At 73.4% G+C, this 18,081-nt stretch carries 5 protein-coding genes; 2 read left to right on the top strand and 3 right to left on the bottom strand.

What is annotated here, in order from left to right; all coding sequences use genetic code 11:
* Window positions 1–135: 135 nt before the first annotated feature.
* The 3 genes from ACFWWQ_RS00645 to ACFWWQ_RS00635 form a co-directional block, all read right to left on the bottom strand.
* Window positions 136–447 carry a hypothetical protein gene (locus ACFWWQ_RS00645; protein ID WP_384587792.1) on the bottom strand — a complete coding sequence of 104 codons (312 nt, stop codon included), beginning with the start codon at window positions 445–447 and terminating at the stop codon, window positions 136–138.
* A gap of 57 nt (window positions 448–504) precedes the next feature.
* Window positions 505–813: a M3 family metallopeptidase gene (locus ACFWWQ_RS00640; RefSeq protein ID WP_143940075.1), complete on the bottom strand. Its 309-nt coding sequence runs from the start codon at window positions 811–813 to the stop codon at window positions 505–507.
* A gap of 90 nt (window positions 814–903) precedes the next feature.
* Window positions 904–1,845, bottom strand: coding sequence for a serine/arginine repetitive matrix protein 2 (locus ACFWWQ_RS00635; RefSeq protein WP_384587788.1), 942 nt, complete (start codon window positions 1,843–1,845; stop codon window positions 904–906).
* Window positions 1,846–2,136: 291 nt separating this feature from the next.
* Here ACFWWQ_RS00635 and ACFWWQ_RS00630 point away from each other — a divergent pair, with 291 nt between their 5' ends.
* Window positions 2,137–15,393: a hypothetical protein gene (locus ACFWWQ_RS00630; protein WP_384587785.1), complete on the top strand. Its 13,257-nt coding sequence runs from the start codon at window positions 2,137–2,139 to the stop codon at window positions 15,391–15,393.
* On the top strand, window positions 15,390–18,053 hold the full coding sequence (locus ACFWWQ_RS00625; protein ID WP_384587782.1) for a right-handed parallel beta-helix repeat-containing protein: 2,664 nt from the start codon (window positions 15,390–15,392) through the stop codon (window positions 18,051–18,053). The genes ACFWWQ_RS00630 and ACFWWQ_RS00625 overlap by 4 nt, the downstream gene beginning before the upstream one ends.
* The last annotated feature ends 28 nt before the right edge of the window (window positions 18,054–18,081 follow it).

Genomic DNA, 18,081 nt, shown 5'->3' with positions numbered 1-18,081 from the left:
GGGGTGCGGGTGCGGGGGCCGCTGCGGGTCCGGGGGCGGTGCGCCCCGGCCCCCCCCCCGGCCCCGTCCCGGGGGGCGGGACGGCGACGGGCCCGGCACCCACGGTGGGTGCCGGGCCCGTTCGCGTACGGCCGGTCAGCTCTTGGAGCTGTTGCGGACGCCCGCGGCGATCTGGCTGTCGGAGTCCGTCATCGACTTGACGATGTCGGTGAAGGACTGCGCGAACACCTTGATGTTCGCGGAGGACTCCTTCATCTGCTTGCTGAACGCCTGGTACGCCTCTTCGAGCGCCGGGCTGGACTGCTCGAAGACGAGACCGTCCTTGAGCAGCGTGCTGACCGTGTTCTCCAGATCGCCCAGTTCGTTGGCGATGTCGGTGAACTTGTTCTCCATGGTGTTGGCGACACGCTTGATGTCGTCGTAGTCGAGAAAGACGTCCTGCGCCATGCGTTCCTCCGGGAAATGCGGTCGGGTCGTACGGGGTGCCGCGGGGCGGCGAGGGCGTCAGCCGCTGGAGCGGATCTTGTTCGCCATCTCGTCGTCCATGTCCCGCATCGACTGGACGATCTTCTCGAACTGCTCCGCGAAGTCCTTGATGCTCTGCGTCGCGTCGGTCAGCGACTGCGTGAGCTTCTCGTAGGACTGCTGGAGGGCGGGGCTGGAGTTGTTGAACTTCAGCGTGGAGTTGAGCATCGTGTCGACCTCGTTCTTGGCCTCCGTCATACGGGGCACAAGGGTGTTGTCGGCGCTGTTCTTGAGGAGGTTCGAGACGCGCTCGATCTCCGCGAAGTCGAGGCTGATGTTGGCGGCCAAGATCTCTCCTTGGTTACGGGGGTGTCGGACGGGGGCTTCGGGTTCCGGGGCGGGGCCCCGGGGGCGGACGGCCGGCGCGCGGGGCGCGGCTCAGTCGTCCTCCTTCTCCTTCCATTCGGCGCCGTCGCCGAAGGGGGAGGAGCGGGTGTAGGTCGTGGTCTCGTCGTCCGTGGTGACGGTCATGGTGCCGCTGCCGTCGTCGTTGATGACGTAGCGGCTGGTGGTCTCCGAGCCGTCCGGACCGGTCGTCACCGTGGTGTAGTCACGGGCGTCGAACGTCTTGCCGTCCTTGAGGGTGATGGGCTGCGGCGACGAGTCGTACGTCGTCTTGTTCGTGTACTTCTGCTCGTCGGCGCCGGAGCCGATGGTGACGGTGGACTCCTCGGTCATGACGTTGTTGTCGTCGTCGAGGGTCACCTTGACGTGGGTGCTGCCCGAGTCGGTGGTGATCGTCTTCTCGGTGGGCGGGGCGTCGCTGGGCCGCTCGCCCTCGGGGTGGTCACCGGGCTGCGAGGGCACGTCCTTGTCGTTGTTGTACCGGTCGCACCAGCCGGGGGCGCCGTCGGCGGAGCACACCTCGTTGATGTCGGCCTTGGGGTGCTCCGTGAAGTAGTCGGCCGCGCCGATCTCCTTCAGGTAGTCGTTCCACGCCTTGGTGTCCTCGTCCCACTGCTCCCAGGCGGCCTTCTTGTTCTTCCACTCGTCGAGGCCGATGCTGGTGCCCATCACCCCGGCGCTGTCCGCCATCCCCGCGTCGACCTGGAAGTAGTTGTCGGACACCGACTTGAAGATGTCGGCGAGCTTGTTGAGGCCGTCCTTCGCGTCCTTCGCCCGGCTCGCCGAGCGGTGCGAGAAGGCGTACATGGCCGCGCCGAGGTCGCTGAAGCCCATGACGCTCTTGGCGTCGTCGGTCGACTCCGTCAGGGTTTTGAGTGCGCCCTTGGCGCCGCCGGAGTCGGCGGTGTCGGCCAGCTGACGCATCCGGGTCTGCACCTGGTTCAACAGCTCGTAGTCGATGGAGAAGTCGGGCATGGGCACCTCTGGGGCCTGCGGCCGGGCGGCGGGGAAGCAATACCTTGCACTCCTCTCACGCACGGGCGGGCCGGATGGTTCACCAGGAAGCGGAATTACCGCGCGGGACGGTGAACCTCCTGGCCCCGTGGTGCGTGTTATGCGTACGGGCCCTTCTCCGCACCGGACCTCTCTCCGGCGGACGCGGGGCCCGCACCCGCCCGAGCTGCCCGTACTGCCCGCACCGCACCCCACCCGCACCACCCTGCCGCGCCGCCCGCGGCAGCCTTTCAAGGAAGGCCGGTACCGTCGTTGCCCCGCGAAACGGACTGGAGCGCCCTGGGTCTGGACTCGGACCCGACACCGGGTGACGCGGCCAGGATCCGGGAGGTCATCGCGTCCCAGCAGGAGCTGGTCGACCTCGCCGACAAGATCGACGACGGGCTCACCGAGGTGAAGAACACCACGGACGGCGCCTTCGTCGGCAAGACCGGTGACGCGCTGCGTGAGGTCATCGACGGCAAACTGCGCAACTTCGTCTCGACGTTCCGCGAGGCGCAGCAGGACGTGCAGAACGCGCTGCGGACGTACCAGGCGGTCATGGAGGAGCAGCAGGGCCGGGCGGACACCGCGCTCCAGCAGGCCAAGGGGCTGTCCGAGGACGACGAGGACGGCCGCGACTCGCTGAAGTCGACGGCGAAGGGCGCCGGGGACATCCAGCGGGCGGCGTCGAAGACGGCGGCGCGGGCGGTGCGGGACGCCGGTGACAAGATCGCCTCGCCGATCGACGCCTGCGACGAGATCATGAAGGCGCTCAGCTGGCTGGCGATCATCCTGATCATTCCCGCCATCATCTTCGGCGGTCCGGTGGCGCTGTTCGCCGTCGCGCTGAACGTCGCCATCTTCATTAAGACCGCGGTGGACTTCGCCAACGGTGACGCCAGCGCGCTGGACCTGCTGCTGGCCGGGCTCGGCATGATCGCCCCCAGCACCAAGGGCCTGCAGATCACCAAGGTCTTCCAGAGCCTGCGGGGGCTGGCCGCCAAGGGCATCAGCGGCATCAAGACGGCGTTCACGTCGTTCAAGAACGTCTTCACCGGGCGCAACATCCTCAACATGTCGCTGCATCTGTTCTTCGGCGCGAAGGACTTCGCACGGGGCGCGGCGAGTTGGAGCCGGGGCCTGAACGGCCTGTGGACGCACACCCCGTTCACCAAGATCCCCGGGTTCGGCGGCCGGATCTTCACCGGCATGAACGGCTCGTTCCACATCGTCACGCCGTTCAAGGCGCTGCCGCTGATGCTGCCGCAGGGCATCAGCGGGCTGCACATCGCCGGGGCGTTGGCGTACGGCGGGATGAAGGGCATCGGCAACGCCGCCAAGTGGATCGGCTCCGGGCTGCTCGCCGGCGGCAAATCGGTCGTCAACGGGCTGTCCGGCTTCAAGGCGCTGCGGCTGATCCTGCCGGTGGACGCCGCCGAGATCCAGGCGCTGGGCATCGGCAAGGCGCTCCGGATCGGCTTCATCGACCGCGGTGTGTTCGGCAAGTACCGCTTCGGCGCGGTCGGTGCGGGCGGGCGGCTGCTGGGCGGCGCCGGGCCGATCAACCATCTCGCGGGCGCGGGCGGCGGGGGCATCCCGTCGGTGCACATCGACCCGATCGGCGACCTCACGGTGATGCGGACCGGGAACTTCGCCGGGCCCGGGTCGTTCTCGCCGTCACTGTCGACGCACGGGGTGGGCGCCCCTCCGGCGATGCACTTCGACGGTTCGGTGGCCGGGCTGAGCACCCCTCATCTGTCGATGCCATCGCTCCAGGGCATGGGCGGCGGGCTGCACGGAGGCATCTCCATGCCGTCGGTCCAGGGCCTCGGCGGGCTGCACGGCGGGCTGAACCTGCCGTCGATGCAGGGTCTTGGCGGGCTCGACTCGTCGCTCGGCGGGCTGTCGAACCTCGGTCACTCCGGGGTGCTCGGCGATCTGCCGACCGCGGGCCCCGTCTCGCATCTCTCGCCGCAGGGCGGGCTGTCCGGGGTGGCGGCGCCGGGCGGCACGACGGGGCTGGGCGGACACGGTCTGGGGTCCGTCTCCGGCGGGCACTTCAACTTCTCCAACAACCTGGGCGACCTGGGCAACATCGGCTCGGGCGCGCGGATCGCGGACGTGCCGTCGCTGCGCTCCTTCGATCTGCCGTCGCCGTCGGCCGCGGCGCCGCACGGTTCGTCCGCGGGCCTGGTCGACCTCGGCCACGTCGAGACGCCGAGTATGCCGGCCGCCGGCACCTTCGAGCTGCACACCGGCTCCCTGACGCCGGGGTCGATGCCCACCGTCGGGCATCTCGACGTCCCGGCCACCGGGGCGCACACCCCTGTGTCGACGCCGTCCGTCGGCCGTATCGACCTGCCCGCGACGGGCACCACCGCGCCCGGGGTGACCGCGCCGGGCGAGATCCATCTCCCGGCCACCGGCTCGGTGACGCCGGGTCCGGTGCACGGGCTCACCCACACCGATGTGCCCGGCGCCGCCGTCAACGCGGGCGCCGGGAAGATCGCCGACGTCGGCGCGGGCCGCGGCCTCGGCGCCGGGGTGGACGTCTCCGGCATCACCCCGCCGACCGTCGCCACGCACGGCGTCACCCCGCCGCCGACGGGCACCCACGGCATCACGCCCCCGGCCTCCGCCACCCACGGCATCACCCCGCCGGGCACCGTCACGCACGGCGTCGACGCGCCCGTGGCGGGTGGGCCGGTGCGCACCCCGCAGGGCGGGTTCGGCGGCGATCTTGCCGGGCTGGGCGAGCGGACCGTTCCGGCGCCCGCGCCGGGCCACGGCGCGCTCGACGGGCCGGGCGCCGTGCCGGGCCACCCGGCGGAGACCCTGGCGACCGGGGCGGCCACCGCCGTGCCGGAACCGAAGCTGCCGGAGGTGCCCGGCGCCGGAACGCCCGGGCACGGCATCACCGCGCTGGACAGCGCGACCACGCCGGTGGTCGCGCACGCCGTGGGCGGCATCGACGTCCCGGGCGCCGGAGTCGTCCGCCCTGCCGCCCCGCACACGCCCGCGCCGGGCGCGCCGCACGGGAAGGCCGACGGCGTGAGCGTCGGCGGGCCGGACGGAGCCGGGGCCGGCGGCAAGGGCAAGGCGCCCGATCCGTTCGCGCAGTGGAAGGAAGAGACGCTCGCCAAGGTGGACGTGTTCCGCAAGCCGGGCGACCTCCCCGGTGACCTGGAGGCGCGGCTGGGCGCCTGGGACCGGGTGCAGCAGGCGCGGATCGACCACGCGGCGGCGGAGGGACATCTGGACGCGGCCGGGGGCCGGATCGACGGCCCGTCGTCCGGCCCGTCCGTCGGCGAGCAGGCGCTGGCCGACTTCCACGCCACCGAGAAGGCCCTGGGCGACGCCGAGAACGCGTTCCGGGCGCACGGCATGGACCCGCACGACGTGACCCGGAAGCTCGGCGCGCTGGACGCCGCGTCGCTGAAGGAGCGGCCACGGCTCCTGGGCGGTGCGACGCCGAGCGGCCGGTTCGAGAAGGCGCTGCCCGGTGTGGAGGGCGCGGTGGTGCGCGCGCCGCGCGGGGCGGCCCCGGACGTCGTCGACGCCGGTGCCCTCGGGGACCGCCTCATCGTCCACGGCGGGGCGGGCGACCGGCAGTTCCGCGTCGAGCTGCTGGACGCGCCGGGCGGCAGCCCCGTCCGCACCTGGCACTACAACCGCGGGCTGGGGCTCGCCCTCACCGGCGAGGACTTCGTCCTGCGCGGCGGCGTGTTCGACGGTGCCGCGGTCGCCACCACCTCGAAGCTGGGCAAGTCGACGGCGGCGTCCCTCGATGCGGCCGGGCACTCCTGGCCCGTCAAGATCGACGGGGACGAGGTCACCCTCGCCTCGCCGGCCGGACCGCAGCGCTACCACTGGTCGGGCGCCTTCCAGGACGGCCCGCCCGTCCCGGCGCCGCACACCGACCCGCCGCCGGCCGCCGCGGGCCTGACCGGCGACGCCGCTGCGAACTGGGGCAAGCTCGTCGACCTGGCGCATGTGCACCTGGGCGAGGCCGCCGTCAACAAGACGGTCGACGCCATGATGACCAAGGTGATCGGGGGCGGGTTCACCGGCAAGCGCGGCTACGGCGGTTTCGTCGACCCCGAGGCCCTGGTGCGCGGCGACCTGGTCGGCCACACGAAGAAGTTCCACGACGTCACCCAGGACCTGCTGTTCAAGGGCGCCAACGAGCGGATCACCGTCTACCGCGGTGTGTCGATGGAACCGGCGGCCCAGACGGTGGACACCTTCCTCGAACGGCTGCCGATCTCGACGTCCAACACCTTCGAGTTCCAGCCGGTGTGGGCGAAGAACGGGGTGGTGAGCAACCGCGTCGTCTTCGAGATCGACGTCCCCGCCGACCACGGCAAGATGGCCATGTCGTACCCGCCGCACTACGACCACGCCGGCGCGGGCGCCACGCCCCCCAAGAGCGACCAGTGGGAGATCACCCTCCCGCCCACGACGCTGGTGCGCACCGGGCCCAACCGCGTCGATCCGGACAGCGGTCTGACGATCGTGCCGGTGCGCGCCGAGGCGATCTCCCCGGGCGACTTCGAGAAGTTCATCAAGGAGGAGTGGGGCGGCTTCCCGTCGGCCACCGCCTTCGACGACTTCGTCCGCGCCTTCGAGCCGGGCACCGTCGGCCGCTGGGAGGGGCTGGAGGGCGCCGCCGCCCGCGCCGAGCTGAGCGGGGACGGCCTGGTGCGGACGGTCACCGTCTCCAAGCCAGGCCACTCCGGCGACCTCACCATCGGCATCACCCATCTGCCGGAGCAGGAGTCCGTCCGCCTGACCTTCACCGACGCCGACGGCAAGCTCCTCTCCGACCGGACCTTCGACCAGCAGAAGTTCCGCGGCCTCGGCCAGGACCTGCGGGGCGGTGTCCTGCACAACAACGAGGTGATGAAGCCGCTGCCGCTGCCCGAGGGCTGGCACGGCACCCCGCCCGCGGAGGCACCGCACTCCCCCGGCGCCGTCGACGCGCACGGCGTGCGGGGCCCGGTCGGCGGCGCCACCGGCACGCTCCCGGAGGGCACCGGTCCGCTCGACGCGCATCTTCCCGGCGGCCACGGTGCCCCGTCCCGGCCCTCCGGCGCGGAGCTGGACGCGCTCTGGGCCCGGGAGTCCAGCGCCCGCCTCGACGTCTTCCGCAGCCCCGGCGCGTCGGACGACGTGGTCGACGCGCGGGTCGGCGCCTGGGGCGAAGTGCAGCGCGCGCAGCGGGAGTTCGACCATGCGCAGCTGGAGTTCGATCTCCACGGCGGCCGCGGGGACGGCCGTTCCGACGGGCCGACCGTCGGCGAGCAGGCACGGATCGATCTCGACGCGGCGGCCAATCGCCTCGGCCACGCCCGCGACAGTTTCCGGCAGCTCGGCATGGACCCGGACACCGTCGCGCACGAACTGCGCGCCCTGGACGACCTCTCGCTCGCCGAGCGCCCGCGGCTGCTCGGCGGCGCGTCGGCCCAGAACCGTTTCGAGAAGGACCTCCCGGGCCTCGACGGTGTGGTGGTCCAGGCCCCGCGCCGCCAGGTGCCGACGCTCGTGGGCGCCGAGGGCTTCGGGGACCGGCTCGTCGTCAACGGCGGCGCCGCCGACGCGCGGATCAGCGTCCAGCTGCTGGACGCGCCGGGCGGCAGCCCCGTCCGCACCTGGCACTACAACCGTGGTTTCGCCGGGCTGACCCTGACCGGTGAGGACATCGCGCTGCGCGGCGGTCCGCTCGACGGCATCACGGTCGGTACGACGTCGAAGCTGGGGAAGTCGACGGCGGCGCCGGTGCTGGACGCGGCCGGTGGCCACGCCTGGCCGGTGAAGATCGAGGACGGCCATGTCGTCGTCGCGTCGCCCGGCGGGCCGCAGCGCTACACCTGGTCCGACGGCGCCTTCCACGACGCCCCGGCAGTCCCGGCACCGCACACCGATGCGCCGCCCGCGGCCGCCGGTCTCCACGGCAGGTACGCGGAGAACTGGAACTCCCTCATCGACGTCGCCCGCCTGCACCTGGGGCGCGCCGACGGCGACGGCAAGGTCGCGGCGCTGATGCGGGACGTCATCGGCGGCTCGTTCACCTCCAAGCGCGGCTACGGCGGTTTCGTCATCCCCTCGAAGCTGGAGGACGGGGCGCTGCTCGCCAAGGTGGAGAACTTCCACCGCGTCACGCAGGACCTGCTGTTCGAGGGCCCCAACAAGGAACTGACGGTCTACCGCGGCGTCTCGATGGACCCGGCGAGCCAGGCGGCCGACACCTTCACCGAACGCCTGCCGATCTCCACCTCCAACACCTTCGACTTCCAGCCCGAATGGGCGAAGAACGGGGTGGTGAGCAACCGCGTCGTCTTCGAGATCCAGGTCCCGGCCGATCACGGCAAGCTCGCGATGGCGTACCCGCCGCACTTCGACCACGGCGGTAACCCGGCGCCGCGCAGCCCCGACCAGTGGGAGATCACCCTCACCCCGACGACGCTGGTGCGCACCGGGCCGACCCGTACCGATCCGGGCAGCGGCCTGACGATCGTGCCGGTGCGGGCGGAGGCGATCTCGCCCGACGACTTCGCCGCCGTCATCAAGGCGGAGTGGCCGGGCCTGCCGTCGGGCAGCGCCTTCGACGACTTCGGCCGCGCCTTCGACCAGCCCTCGATCGTCCGCTGGAGCGGCTTCGAGGACGTCACCGTGCACCCGTCGCTCAGCGAGGACGGGCTGGTCAAGACCTTCACCGTCGACAAGCCGGGCTCGCCCGACAGCCTCACCATCACCGTCACCCACCACCCCGACGGCAACAGCGTCGGGGTGACGTTCACGGGCGCGGGCGGCGAGAAACTGCTGGACAAGAGCTGGAGCGGCACCGGCTTCACCCACATCGCCGCCGACCTGCGGGGTGGCGTCCTGCACAACGCGGAGGAGTTCAGCAGCCTGCCGAAGCCCGGCAGTTGGGACGCCCCGCACACCCCGGCGGGCACCGCCGTGGACGACCTCGCCTCGTCCACCGGCAGCCCCCACATGGGCGACGGCCCCGCCTCCGGCCTGAGCGCCAAGGCGATGGGCAAGCTCCCCGAGGGCACCGTCCCTTCCGTCCACGCCTCCCGCCCCGGCGGCGCGGAGCTGGACGCGATCTGGGCCCGGGAGTCCGAGGCCCGGCTGGACGTCTTCCGGCGGCCCGGCGACTCCGAGGACGTCGTACGCGCCCGGGTCGACGCGTGGACCGAGGTCGAACGCGCGCAGAAGCAGCTGGACCAGGCGCAGTTCCACCTCGACACCGAGGGCGGCAACGGCGCCGGCGGCTCCGACGGCCTCACCGTCGGCGACCACGCGAAGCTCGACCACGCGGAGGCGGTCAGCCGCCTCGGCCTCGCCCGGGACGCCTTCCGGACGCACGGCCTGGACCCGGACGTGGTCGGCGCCCGCCTGGACGATCTGCTCACCGCCTCGCTCAAGGAACGCCCACGGCTGCTGGGGGGCAGCGGGGGTGAGTTGGGGCCCCACCAGAAGGAGCTGCCGTTCGGCAAGGGCGCGGTCGTCGAGGCGCCGCGTGGTGCGAAACCGCAGTTCCGTGACGGGGACGACGCGGACGGTCTGCTCGTGATGCACGCCGAGGACTTCGGTCCGCGGAACAAGCAGTTCCATGTCGACCTGCTGGACGCGCCGGGCGGCGCCGTCGTGCGCACCTGGCACTACCGGGTCGGCCTCGGCAACCGGCTCACCCCGGCCGGTGAGGACGTCGTCCTGCGCGGCGGGCCGCTCGACGGCGTCACCCTCACCACCACGCCGCACCTCGACGAGCCCCGTCCGGCGCCGATGGTGGACGCGGCCGGTGGCCATGCCTGGCCGGTGAAGTACGAGGACGGCCGCCTCGTCGTCGCCACGCCCTCGGGCCCGCAGCGCTACACCTGGTCCGACGGCGCCTTCCACGACGCGCCGCCGGTCCCGGCACCGCACACCGACGCCCCACCCGCGGTCGCCGGTCTCCACGGCAGGTCCGCGGAGAACTGGAACTCCCTCATCGACGTCGCCCACGTCCACCTCGGGCGCGCGGAGGCCGACGGCACGATCGCCGCGCTGATGCGGGACGTCATCGGCGGCTCGTTCACCTCCAAGCGCGGCTACGGCGGTTTCCTCAACCCCGGGGCGGCGACCGACCACCTCCTGGGCAAGGTGCGGGATTTCCACCGCGTCACGCAGGACCTGCTGTTCGAGGGCCCCAACAAGGAACTGACCGTCTACCGCGGCGTCTCGATGGACCCGGCGAGCCAGGCGGCGGACACCTTCACCGAACGCCTGCCGATCTCCACCTCCAACACCTTCGACTTCCAGCCCGAATGGGCCAGTGGCCTGGTGCTGAGCAACCGCGTGGTCTTCGAGATCCAGGTCCCGGCCGACCACGCCAAGCTCGTCATGGCGTACCCGCCGCACTACGACCATGTCGCCGCGGGCGCCCCGGTCCCGCGCAGCCCCGATCAGTGGGAGATCACCCTCCCCCCGACGACGCTCATCCGTACGGGCCCCGCGCGCGTCGAGAGCGGGCTGACGGTCGTGCCGGTGCGGGCCGAGGCGATCGCGCCGGACGACTTCGCCGCCGTCCTGCGGGAGGAGTGGCCGGGCCTGCCGTCGGGCACCGCCTTCGACGACTTCGGCCGCGCCTTCGACCAGCCCTCGATCGTCCGCTGGAGCGGCTTCGAGGACGTCACCGTGCACCCGTCGCTCAGCGAGGACGGGCTGGTCAAGACCCTCACCGTCAGCAAGCCCGGCCACGCCGACGACCTCACCATCACCGTCACCCACCACCCCGACGGCAACAGCGTCGACGTCACGTTCACCGGCGCCGACGGCGAGAAGCTGCTCGACAAGAGCTGGAGCGGCACCGGCTTCACCCACATCGCCGCCGACCTGCGCGGCAACGTCCTCCGCAACGGCGAGGACTTCAACCACCTGCCCCACCCCGCCAGTTGGGAGCATCCGCCGCACGCCCCGGCGGACCACCTCGGGCCCGGCACCGGTACGCGTCCCACCGGCGCGGAGCTGGACGCCGCCTGGGTGCGCGAGTCCGAGGCCCGGCTGGACGTCTTCCGGCGGCCCGGCGACTCCGAGGACGTCGTACGCGCCCGGGTCGACGCCTGGAACGACGTGCAGCGCGCGCAGATCGATCTCGACCATGCGCGGTTCCGCGTCGACGCCGAGGGCGGTCGCACCGACGGCTCGTCCCGCGGTCCCAGCGTCGGCGAGCAGGCCCACGCCGATCTGCACGCCGCGCAGGCCCGGTTCGACGAGGTCCGGGACGCGTTCCGGGCGCACGGCATGGACCCCGATGCCGTCCGCACCCGGCTGGACGGCCTCCTGGACGTGTCCCTCAAGGAACGCCCCCGGCTGGTGGGCGGCGCCGGACGGTCGACCCGGCCGTCGGGCCCATGGCACGAGATGCAGGACCTGGACCAGGCCGGTGTCCCGGCCGTCCACACGCCGCCGGAGACATCCCCGCCGACCGTGCACCCGACGCCCACGCCCGGGGAGCACACCGTCCCGGCACCGCCCCACGCCCCGGCGCCGCACGGCACCCCGCCGCACGGCACCCCGCCGCACGGCACCCCGCCGCACGGGCCGCCGGCGGGCACCGGCGGCCCCCGCGAGGTGGCGCTGCACAGCCCGGAGGGGCTGACGCTCTACCGCAAGGTGGTGGAGACGCCCGGGGGCCACGTCCTGCGGTTCGGCGACGACACGCCGGTGCCGCACGCCCGTGTCGAGGCGTACGGCGACCACCTCCGCGTCGTCACCGCCGAGGGCCACCAGGTCTTCGACCAGCAGGGCAGCCACCTGCACGACCTGGTGGAACTCACCGACGCGGACGGCGCCACGCGCTTCGCCCACCGGCCGCTCGCCCGGCCCGGCGGCCCGGCGCCCGCCCCGTCCGGCCCGCTGCACACGGCCCACGGCACGCCGCTGCCCGGTACGGACATCGCCGCGCACGGCGACGGCTTCCGGGTGACCGACGGCACCGCCGTGCACGTCTTCGACGCCTCGGGCGCGCACGCGTTCCGGGCGCTGCGCCTCCCGGACGTGCCCGGCGCCGCCGGACAGTCGCTGCGGACGTACGCACACGGCGCGGTGGACGTCCTCGGCGCCGACCTCCAGCGGGCCGAGGGCTTCACCGCCGGCCCCCGGCCCGGCGGCGGCTTCCGCGTCGAGGACGGTGACGGCGGGTTCCGGCTCGTCGGCGAGGACGGCACGGCGACGCACGTCGTCACCCCCGAGGGCACCACCTTCCATGTGGCGGACGGCGCCGGGACTCACCTGTACGACGCCGTGCGGCTCGCCGACGCGCCCGACGGCCGGTTCCTGCGCACGGGCTCCGACACCCTGCTCGACGCCCACCTGGACGGCACCGGCGTCCGCGTCGCCCGGCAGGACGACGGCGGATTCCGCGTCGAGGGCTCCGGGCCGCTGCGCCAGGGCGAGTTCGCCCTGTACCGGGCGGACGGCAGCCTGGAGAAGATGCGGATCAACGTCGTCCACCACGGCGAGCCGCGGCCCGGCCACCACTTCGAGGTCGAGTTCCCGGCCAAGCCCACCGACGGCGGCGACGCCGCGAAGGCCACCTGGAAGCGGATCGTCCCCGGCTCCGCGGAGCGGGCGGACACCACCGCGAAGTGGTTCGACTCCGGCACCGTCGGCGAGGAGGGCCTCGCGGGCGGCCGGGTGCAGCTCCTCAGCCACAGCGGCGCCGAGGTCTTCGAGCGGCGCCCGCTGCCCGGCGGCGGCCACCTCGACGCCCAACGGCCCACCGGCGCCACCGGCTTCGCCCGCTTCGGCCACCAGCGCAGCGACTGGCAGGAGATCCTGGCCGACGGCACCGCCGGACGCCACGGCCACCGCCACTTCGGCACCAGCGGCCGCAGCTGGTACGACATGGACGGCGCCAGCCGGGTGCGGCACTGGCGGGAGAACCCCGACGGCGGCCATGTCCTCGCCGAACTGGACCGCAACCCGCTCACCCAGGGCCTGACCACCCGCCCCACCACCTGGCACCGCTACGACGCCGAGTACCGGCACCTCGCCCAGGGCGAGCGGACCTGGAGCCCGGGACGGGGCTGGACCGACACCCTCACCGACCCGCGGACGGGCCTCACCGAGACCGTCCACGAGCGGTTCGGGCGGCTGCACGCCGACGACAACCGCCGGTACGTCCAGCGGGAGATGGAAGCCGACGGCACTCTCCAGCGCGACTGGGTCTCGCACTCCGCGCACGGCAAGGAGAACGCCGCGGGGACGACCCTCAAGGACGGCGGGTTCCTGGAGACGCACCGCCTCATGGAGCAGCGCCCGCCGTCGTGGGTCCGTCAGCTGCTGTCCTCCGTCGAGCACCGCACCTTCGCCGGGAAGGGCTGGCTCACCGCCGACAGCGGTTTCCAGGTGCACACCTGGAAGTACACCCCGGCCGGTGCCGACGCGTCCGCGACGACCGGGGTGCGGTTGGTGGGCCGGGACGGCTCCACGCTCGACATCGCCTCCGACGGCACCGTCGTCCGCGCCACCTCCACCCTCTCCGACGGCTCCAAGCTGACCGTCGGCGAGGTGGAGCTGCCGGCCGGCGCCACCCCCCGGGACGGCTATCTTCCCTGGTCGGCGGGGGACGAAGGGCTCAAGGGCCACCGCACCTTCCACCCCGACGACTTCACGGGCACCGGCGGCGGCGACCGCAGGCACGGCGGGTTGGTGTGGCAGGACCGCTACCGTCCCGGCGCGGCCGAGGGCGACTGGTTCACGCCGGGGACCGCCGGGGAGTGGCGCGTGGCGCGGGAGGGCTTCGCCGACGGCACCGTCGTGGAGTACCGCACCCCGCCCCGCGCCGCGGCCGACGACGCGGTGCACGCCGGGCCCGGCGACGACTGGATCCGTACCGACCAGCACGGCGAGATCGTGGCGCGCCGCGACACCTGGCCGGGCGCCGACGGCTCCGGCATCGAGGTCACCGCGAGCGGCCGCCCCGGCGCCGCCGAGGTCACCTGGGAGGCGGGCGGCGAGTCCGGTGTCCGGGTGCAGTCGGCGGGCGGCGGCACCGGCCGGTACTGGGACAACGCCTCGTACCAGGATTTCGACGCCGCGGGCCGGCTGATCCGCGAGCACCGGGTGCTCGGCGACGGCACGTTCGTCGACGCCTGGCGGGTGCCCGGACGGGATGGCGAGCCGCCGGTGTGGCACTGGAACAAGGCCGGCAAGGACGGCCACCTCCTGGAGTTCGGCGACGGCACAGGCAGCCGCGTCCGCACCTGGACCGACGCCCGGGGCAATCCGCTGGACGACTGGCGCAAGGGCGCCCTGTGGGCCGACCGCACCGGCGGCGCCGAGGGCGATCTCGTCCAGGAGATCCCGCCGGTGCCGCGCTCCGGTTCGGCGTTCCAGGACCGCTTCGGCGACCCGTCGGTCCGGGTCCGCGAGCACCGGTCCACCCCGGACGCGGAGTACACGGCCGGTGAGTGGCGGGAGTTCGACAACGGCGTGGCGGTGCGGACCCGTACCGCGCTGGACGACGGGACGTTCCTGGAGTCCGACGCGTGGAACAAGCAGTGGCGGCGCTACGGCGGCGCCGACGGCACCACGCTGCTGTCGGAGCGGACCATGGCCGGGTACGTCTGGGAGAAGGACAGCTTCGGCCGGATGACGTTGGCCGGCCGGGAGAACGACTTCCGCGGCTGGGCCGCCGAGTACCGCGGCGGCAGCCGGATGCTGCGCGAGCCGAACCGCTTCGCGTGGTCGAAGAACGTGAACGGCGAATCGCTGTACACGCCGTTCGTGCAGAAGGCCGCCACCCAGGTGCTGGTGGAGTTCCTCCAGGAGTTCACGCTCGACTTCACCGTCGGCCTGATCGTCAACGCCGTCGCGGCGGAGATCTCCGGACGGGAGTTCAGCTGGACGGACGTGGCCAAGGCGGCGTTCGGCGCTGCGGTCGGCTCCACCGTGAAGATCGGCGTGAGCGGGCTGCACCACATGGCCGGGCGCGGCGGCACCCTCAAGACCGGGATGAGCAACGTCGATTCCGGCAAACCGTTCGCCCGGCCCCCGGCCTCCGACGACACCTGGTCGACGGAGTGGGCCGGCAACGAGAAGGTCACCCGCTGGCGCGCCGGAACGTACGACTTCAGCGTCGGCATCGCCTCCGGCCTGGTCTCGGGCCTCATCACGGGCAGCGCGAGCGCGGCGATCTTCGGGGTGTACGACGCGAACGGCAACCTCGTCCACCTCTCGGGCGTGGACGCGCTGCGCGAGGGCGGTCTCGGCATGGCGTCGGGCCTCGCGGGCGGCCTCACCTTCGGGGCGGGCAAGACACTGCTGCAACAGTCCGCGGCGGGCAGGTTCTACCATCGGCAGGGCCTGGTGGACCTGTTCCTGGTGGGCGGCATCAGCAAGTTCGCCGACAAGATGTTCGGCGGGCTGGTCCTCACGCCCGAGCTGCGGCAGGCCGATCCGCCGTGGTGGCGGCAGCCCGCCCCGGAACCGTCCGACCCCGCCCCGCACGATCCGCAGGAGAGCACGTCATGACGAACCCCGTGTACCGCGTCGCCGCCCGGGGACGCGGCGCCCACCGGACGATCTCCGACGCGGTGGCGGCCGTCCCCGCGGGCGCGGTGATCGCCGTCGCGCCGGGTGTCTACCCGGAGAACGTCCGGCTGGAGCGCCGCGTGGTGCTCGTGCCCGAACAGGGGCCCGGCACCGTCGAGATCCGTCCGGCGCACGGCCCGGCGCTGAGCGTCGCCGCTCCGGACTGCGCGGTGCGGCAGGTGACGCTCCAGGGCACCGATCCGGCGGAGGCGCTGGTACGGGTCGAGGACGCGGCCGGGCTGGTGCTGGAGGAGTGCGCGCTCAGCCACGGCCGGATCGAGGTGCTGGGGCGGCCCGACGCACCGGACGCGCCGGAGACCGCCGAACTGCCCGAGGAGGCCGCGCGGCTGGCGGCGCTGCACGGCGCGCTCACCGCGGACCTGGTGGAGGACCTTCAGGATCCGACGACCGGCGGGGTGCTGCTGCTGCGCCGCACCCGGCTGCACGGTGCCCGCCATGCCGCGCTGCACGTCAGCGGCGACGGCCGGGCCCGGATCGAGGACTCCACGATCACCTCGGTCGACGGCATCGGCGTGGTGCTGTCGGGCACCGCGCGGGTGGTCGCCGACGGGCTGCGGATCACCGGGAGTTCGGGGTCGGCGCTGCGCGCCCGGGGCGCGACCCGGCTGGCGGTGCGCGCCGCCCGGCTGACCGGTCCGGGCCGCCACGGGCTGCTGGCGCAGGACACCGCGCAGGTGCTGCTGGACGACTGCCTGGTGGAGGGCGCCGCGGGCTCCGGGGCGCAGGCCGAGCACGAGGCGCGGGTCGATCTGACCGGCTGCCGGATCGTGTCGCCGGGCGGCAGCGGCCTGGTCACCGGCGGCGCCGCGCAGTTGACCGCGCAGGACTGCCGGGTGGTGGCCCCGGCGGCCAACGGCGCGCTGGCGCTGGGCGACAGTGCGCTGGCCCTGGCGGACTGTTCGGTGTCCGGCAGCGGGTTCAGCGCCCTGCATCTGGGCGAGCGGGCCCGCGGTGAGCTGACCGGCTGCCGGGTGACGGGCAGCGAGGAGCATGCACTGGTCGTCACGGACGAGGCCCGGGTGCGCGCCGAGGACACCGCGCTGAGCGGCGCCGCGATGTGCGGGGTGCAGGTGGCGGTGGCCGGTGCGGTGACGCTGACGGGCTGCCGGGTGACGGGCGGTGAGAGCGGCGTACGGCTGCTGTCGGCCGAGGAGTCGGAGCTGACGGAGAGCACGGTCGCCGGGCAGCGCAAGGCCGGTGTGGAGCTGGGGCCGGGCGCGCGGGCGCGGCTGACCGGCACCCGGATCGCGGACGTGGGCAGCGCGGGTGTGACGGTGGCGAGCGGTGCCCGGCTGCGGATGGACGGCGGCGGGGTGTTCCGGGCCGGTGGCACCGCGCTGGTGCTGTGGAAGGACACCGACTGCGCGGTGCGTGGCGTCCGCGTCGACACCGCCGGGAAGAACGGCATCCTCGTCGGCGACGACGCATCCGGCACCTTCGAGTACTGCGACATCCGCGCCACCGCCTTCCCCGCGCTGCACATCGGCGAGCGGGCCGAGCCGCGTTTCGTCCGCTGCCGGGTCTTCGACTGCGCGCAGGACCTGGGCACCGCCAAGGACGCGGCCCCGGTGTTCGAGGACTGCACGGCGCACGGCGTGGAGCAGTCGGTGCTGCCGACCGCGACGGCCACCGGCCCCGGCCCGGCGGCGCCCGCCCGGCCCGGCGCGTCCGGTCAGCCGTCCGGCCCGTCGTCCGACGCGGAGACGCCGGAGGGCGGGGCCGGGGAGCTGGCCGACGAGGGCGCGCCCGAGGCGGAGCCGGAGTCGCTGGAGGACCTGCTGACCGAGCTGGGCGAACTGGTCGGCCTGGAGCGGGTCAAGCGCGACGTCGGCGGCATGGTCAAGCTGATGCAGACGGTCCGGCGGCGCCGCGAGGCCGGGCTGCCGGCGCCGCCCCTCAGCCGCCACCTGGTGTTCGCGGGCAACCCGGGCACCGGTAAGACGACGGTGGCCCGGCTCTACGGCAGGCTGCTGAAGGCGCTGGGGCTGCTGGCCGTCGGGCATCTGGTGGAGGTGGACCGCTCCGCGCTGGTCGGCGAGTACGTCGGCCACACCGGTCCGAAGACCACCGAGGCGTTCAACCGGGCGCGCGGCGGGGTGCTCTTCATCGACGAGGCGTACTCGCTGGCCCCGGCGATCGCCGGGAACGACTTCGGTACGGAGGCCATCGCCACGCTGGTGAAGCTGATGGAGGACCAGCGCGACGAGGTCGTCGTCATCGCGGCGGGCTACCCCGACGACATGGACCGCTTCATCGGCTCCAACCCCGGTCTGTCCTCGCGGTTCTCCCGCACCCTGCTGTTCGAGGACTACAGCTCCGACGAGCTGGTGCACATCGTGGAGCACCATGCGGAGCGGCACGCGTACAAGCTGACCGGCGAGGCGCGCCAGGCGCTGTCGGGGCACTTCGCGGCGATCCCGCGCACCGTCCGCTTCGGCAACGGCCGCACCGCGCGCCAGGTGTTCCAGGAGATGACCGAACGGCAGGCGATGCGCGTCTCCGAACTGGACGCCCCGGACGCCGACGCCCTGATGCAGCTGTCCCCCCTGGACCTGCCGGAAGACGCCCTCACCCACTGACCCCCTCCCGCTCCCATCCGTTCCGACT

This window comes from Streptomyces sp. NPDC059080 (assembly GCF_042739975.1).
GTDB lineage: Bacteria > Actinomycetota > Actinomycetes > Streptomycetales > Streptomycetaceae > Streptomyces > Streptomyces benahoarensis.
This window is presented reverse-complemented; position numbering and strand designations above follow the sequence as displayed.

Coding starts and splice junctions, on each gene's coding strand:
- ACFWWQ_RS00645 (WP_384587792.1), bottom strand. CDS start 447: ATGGCGCAGGACGTCTTTCTCGACTACGACGACATCAAGCGTGTCGCC.
- ACFWWQ_RS00635 (WP_384587788.1), bottom strand. CDS start 1,845: ATGCCCGACTTCTCCATCGACTACGAGCTGTTGAACCAGGTGCAGACC.
- ACFWWQ_RS00625 (WP_384587782.1), top strand. CDS start 15,390: ATGACGAACCCCGTGTACCGCGTCGCCGCCCGGGGACGCGGCGCCCAC.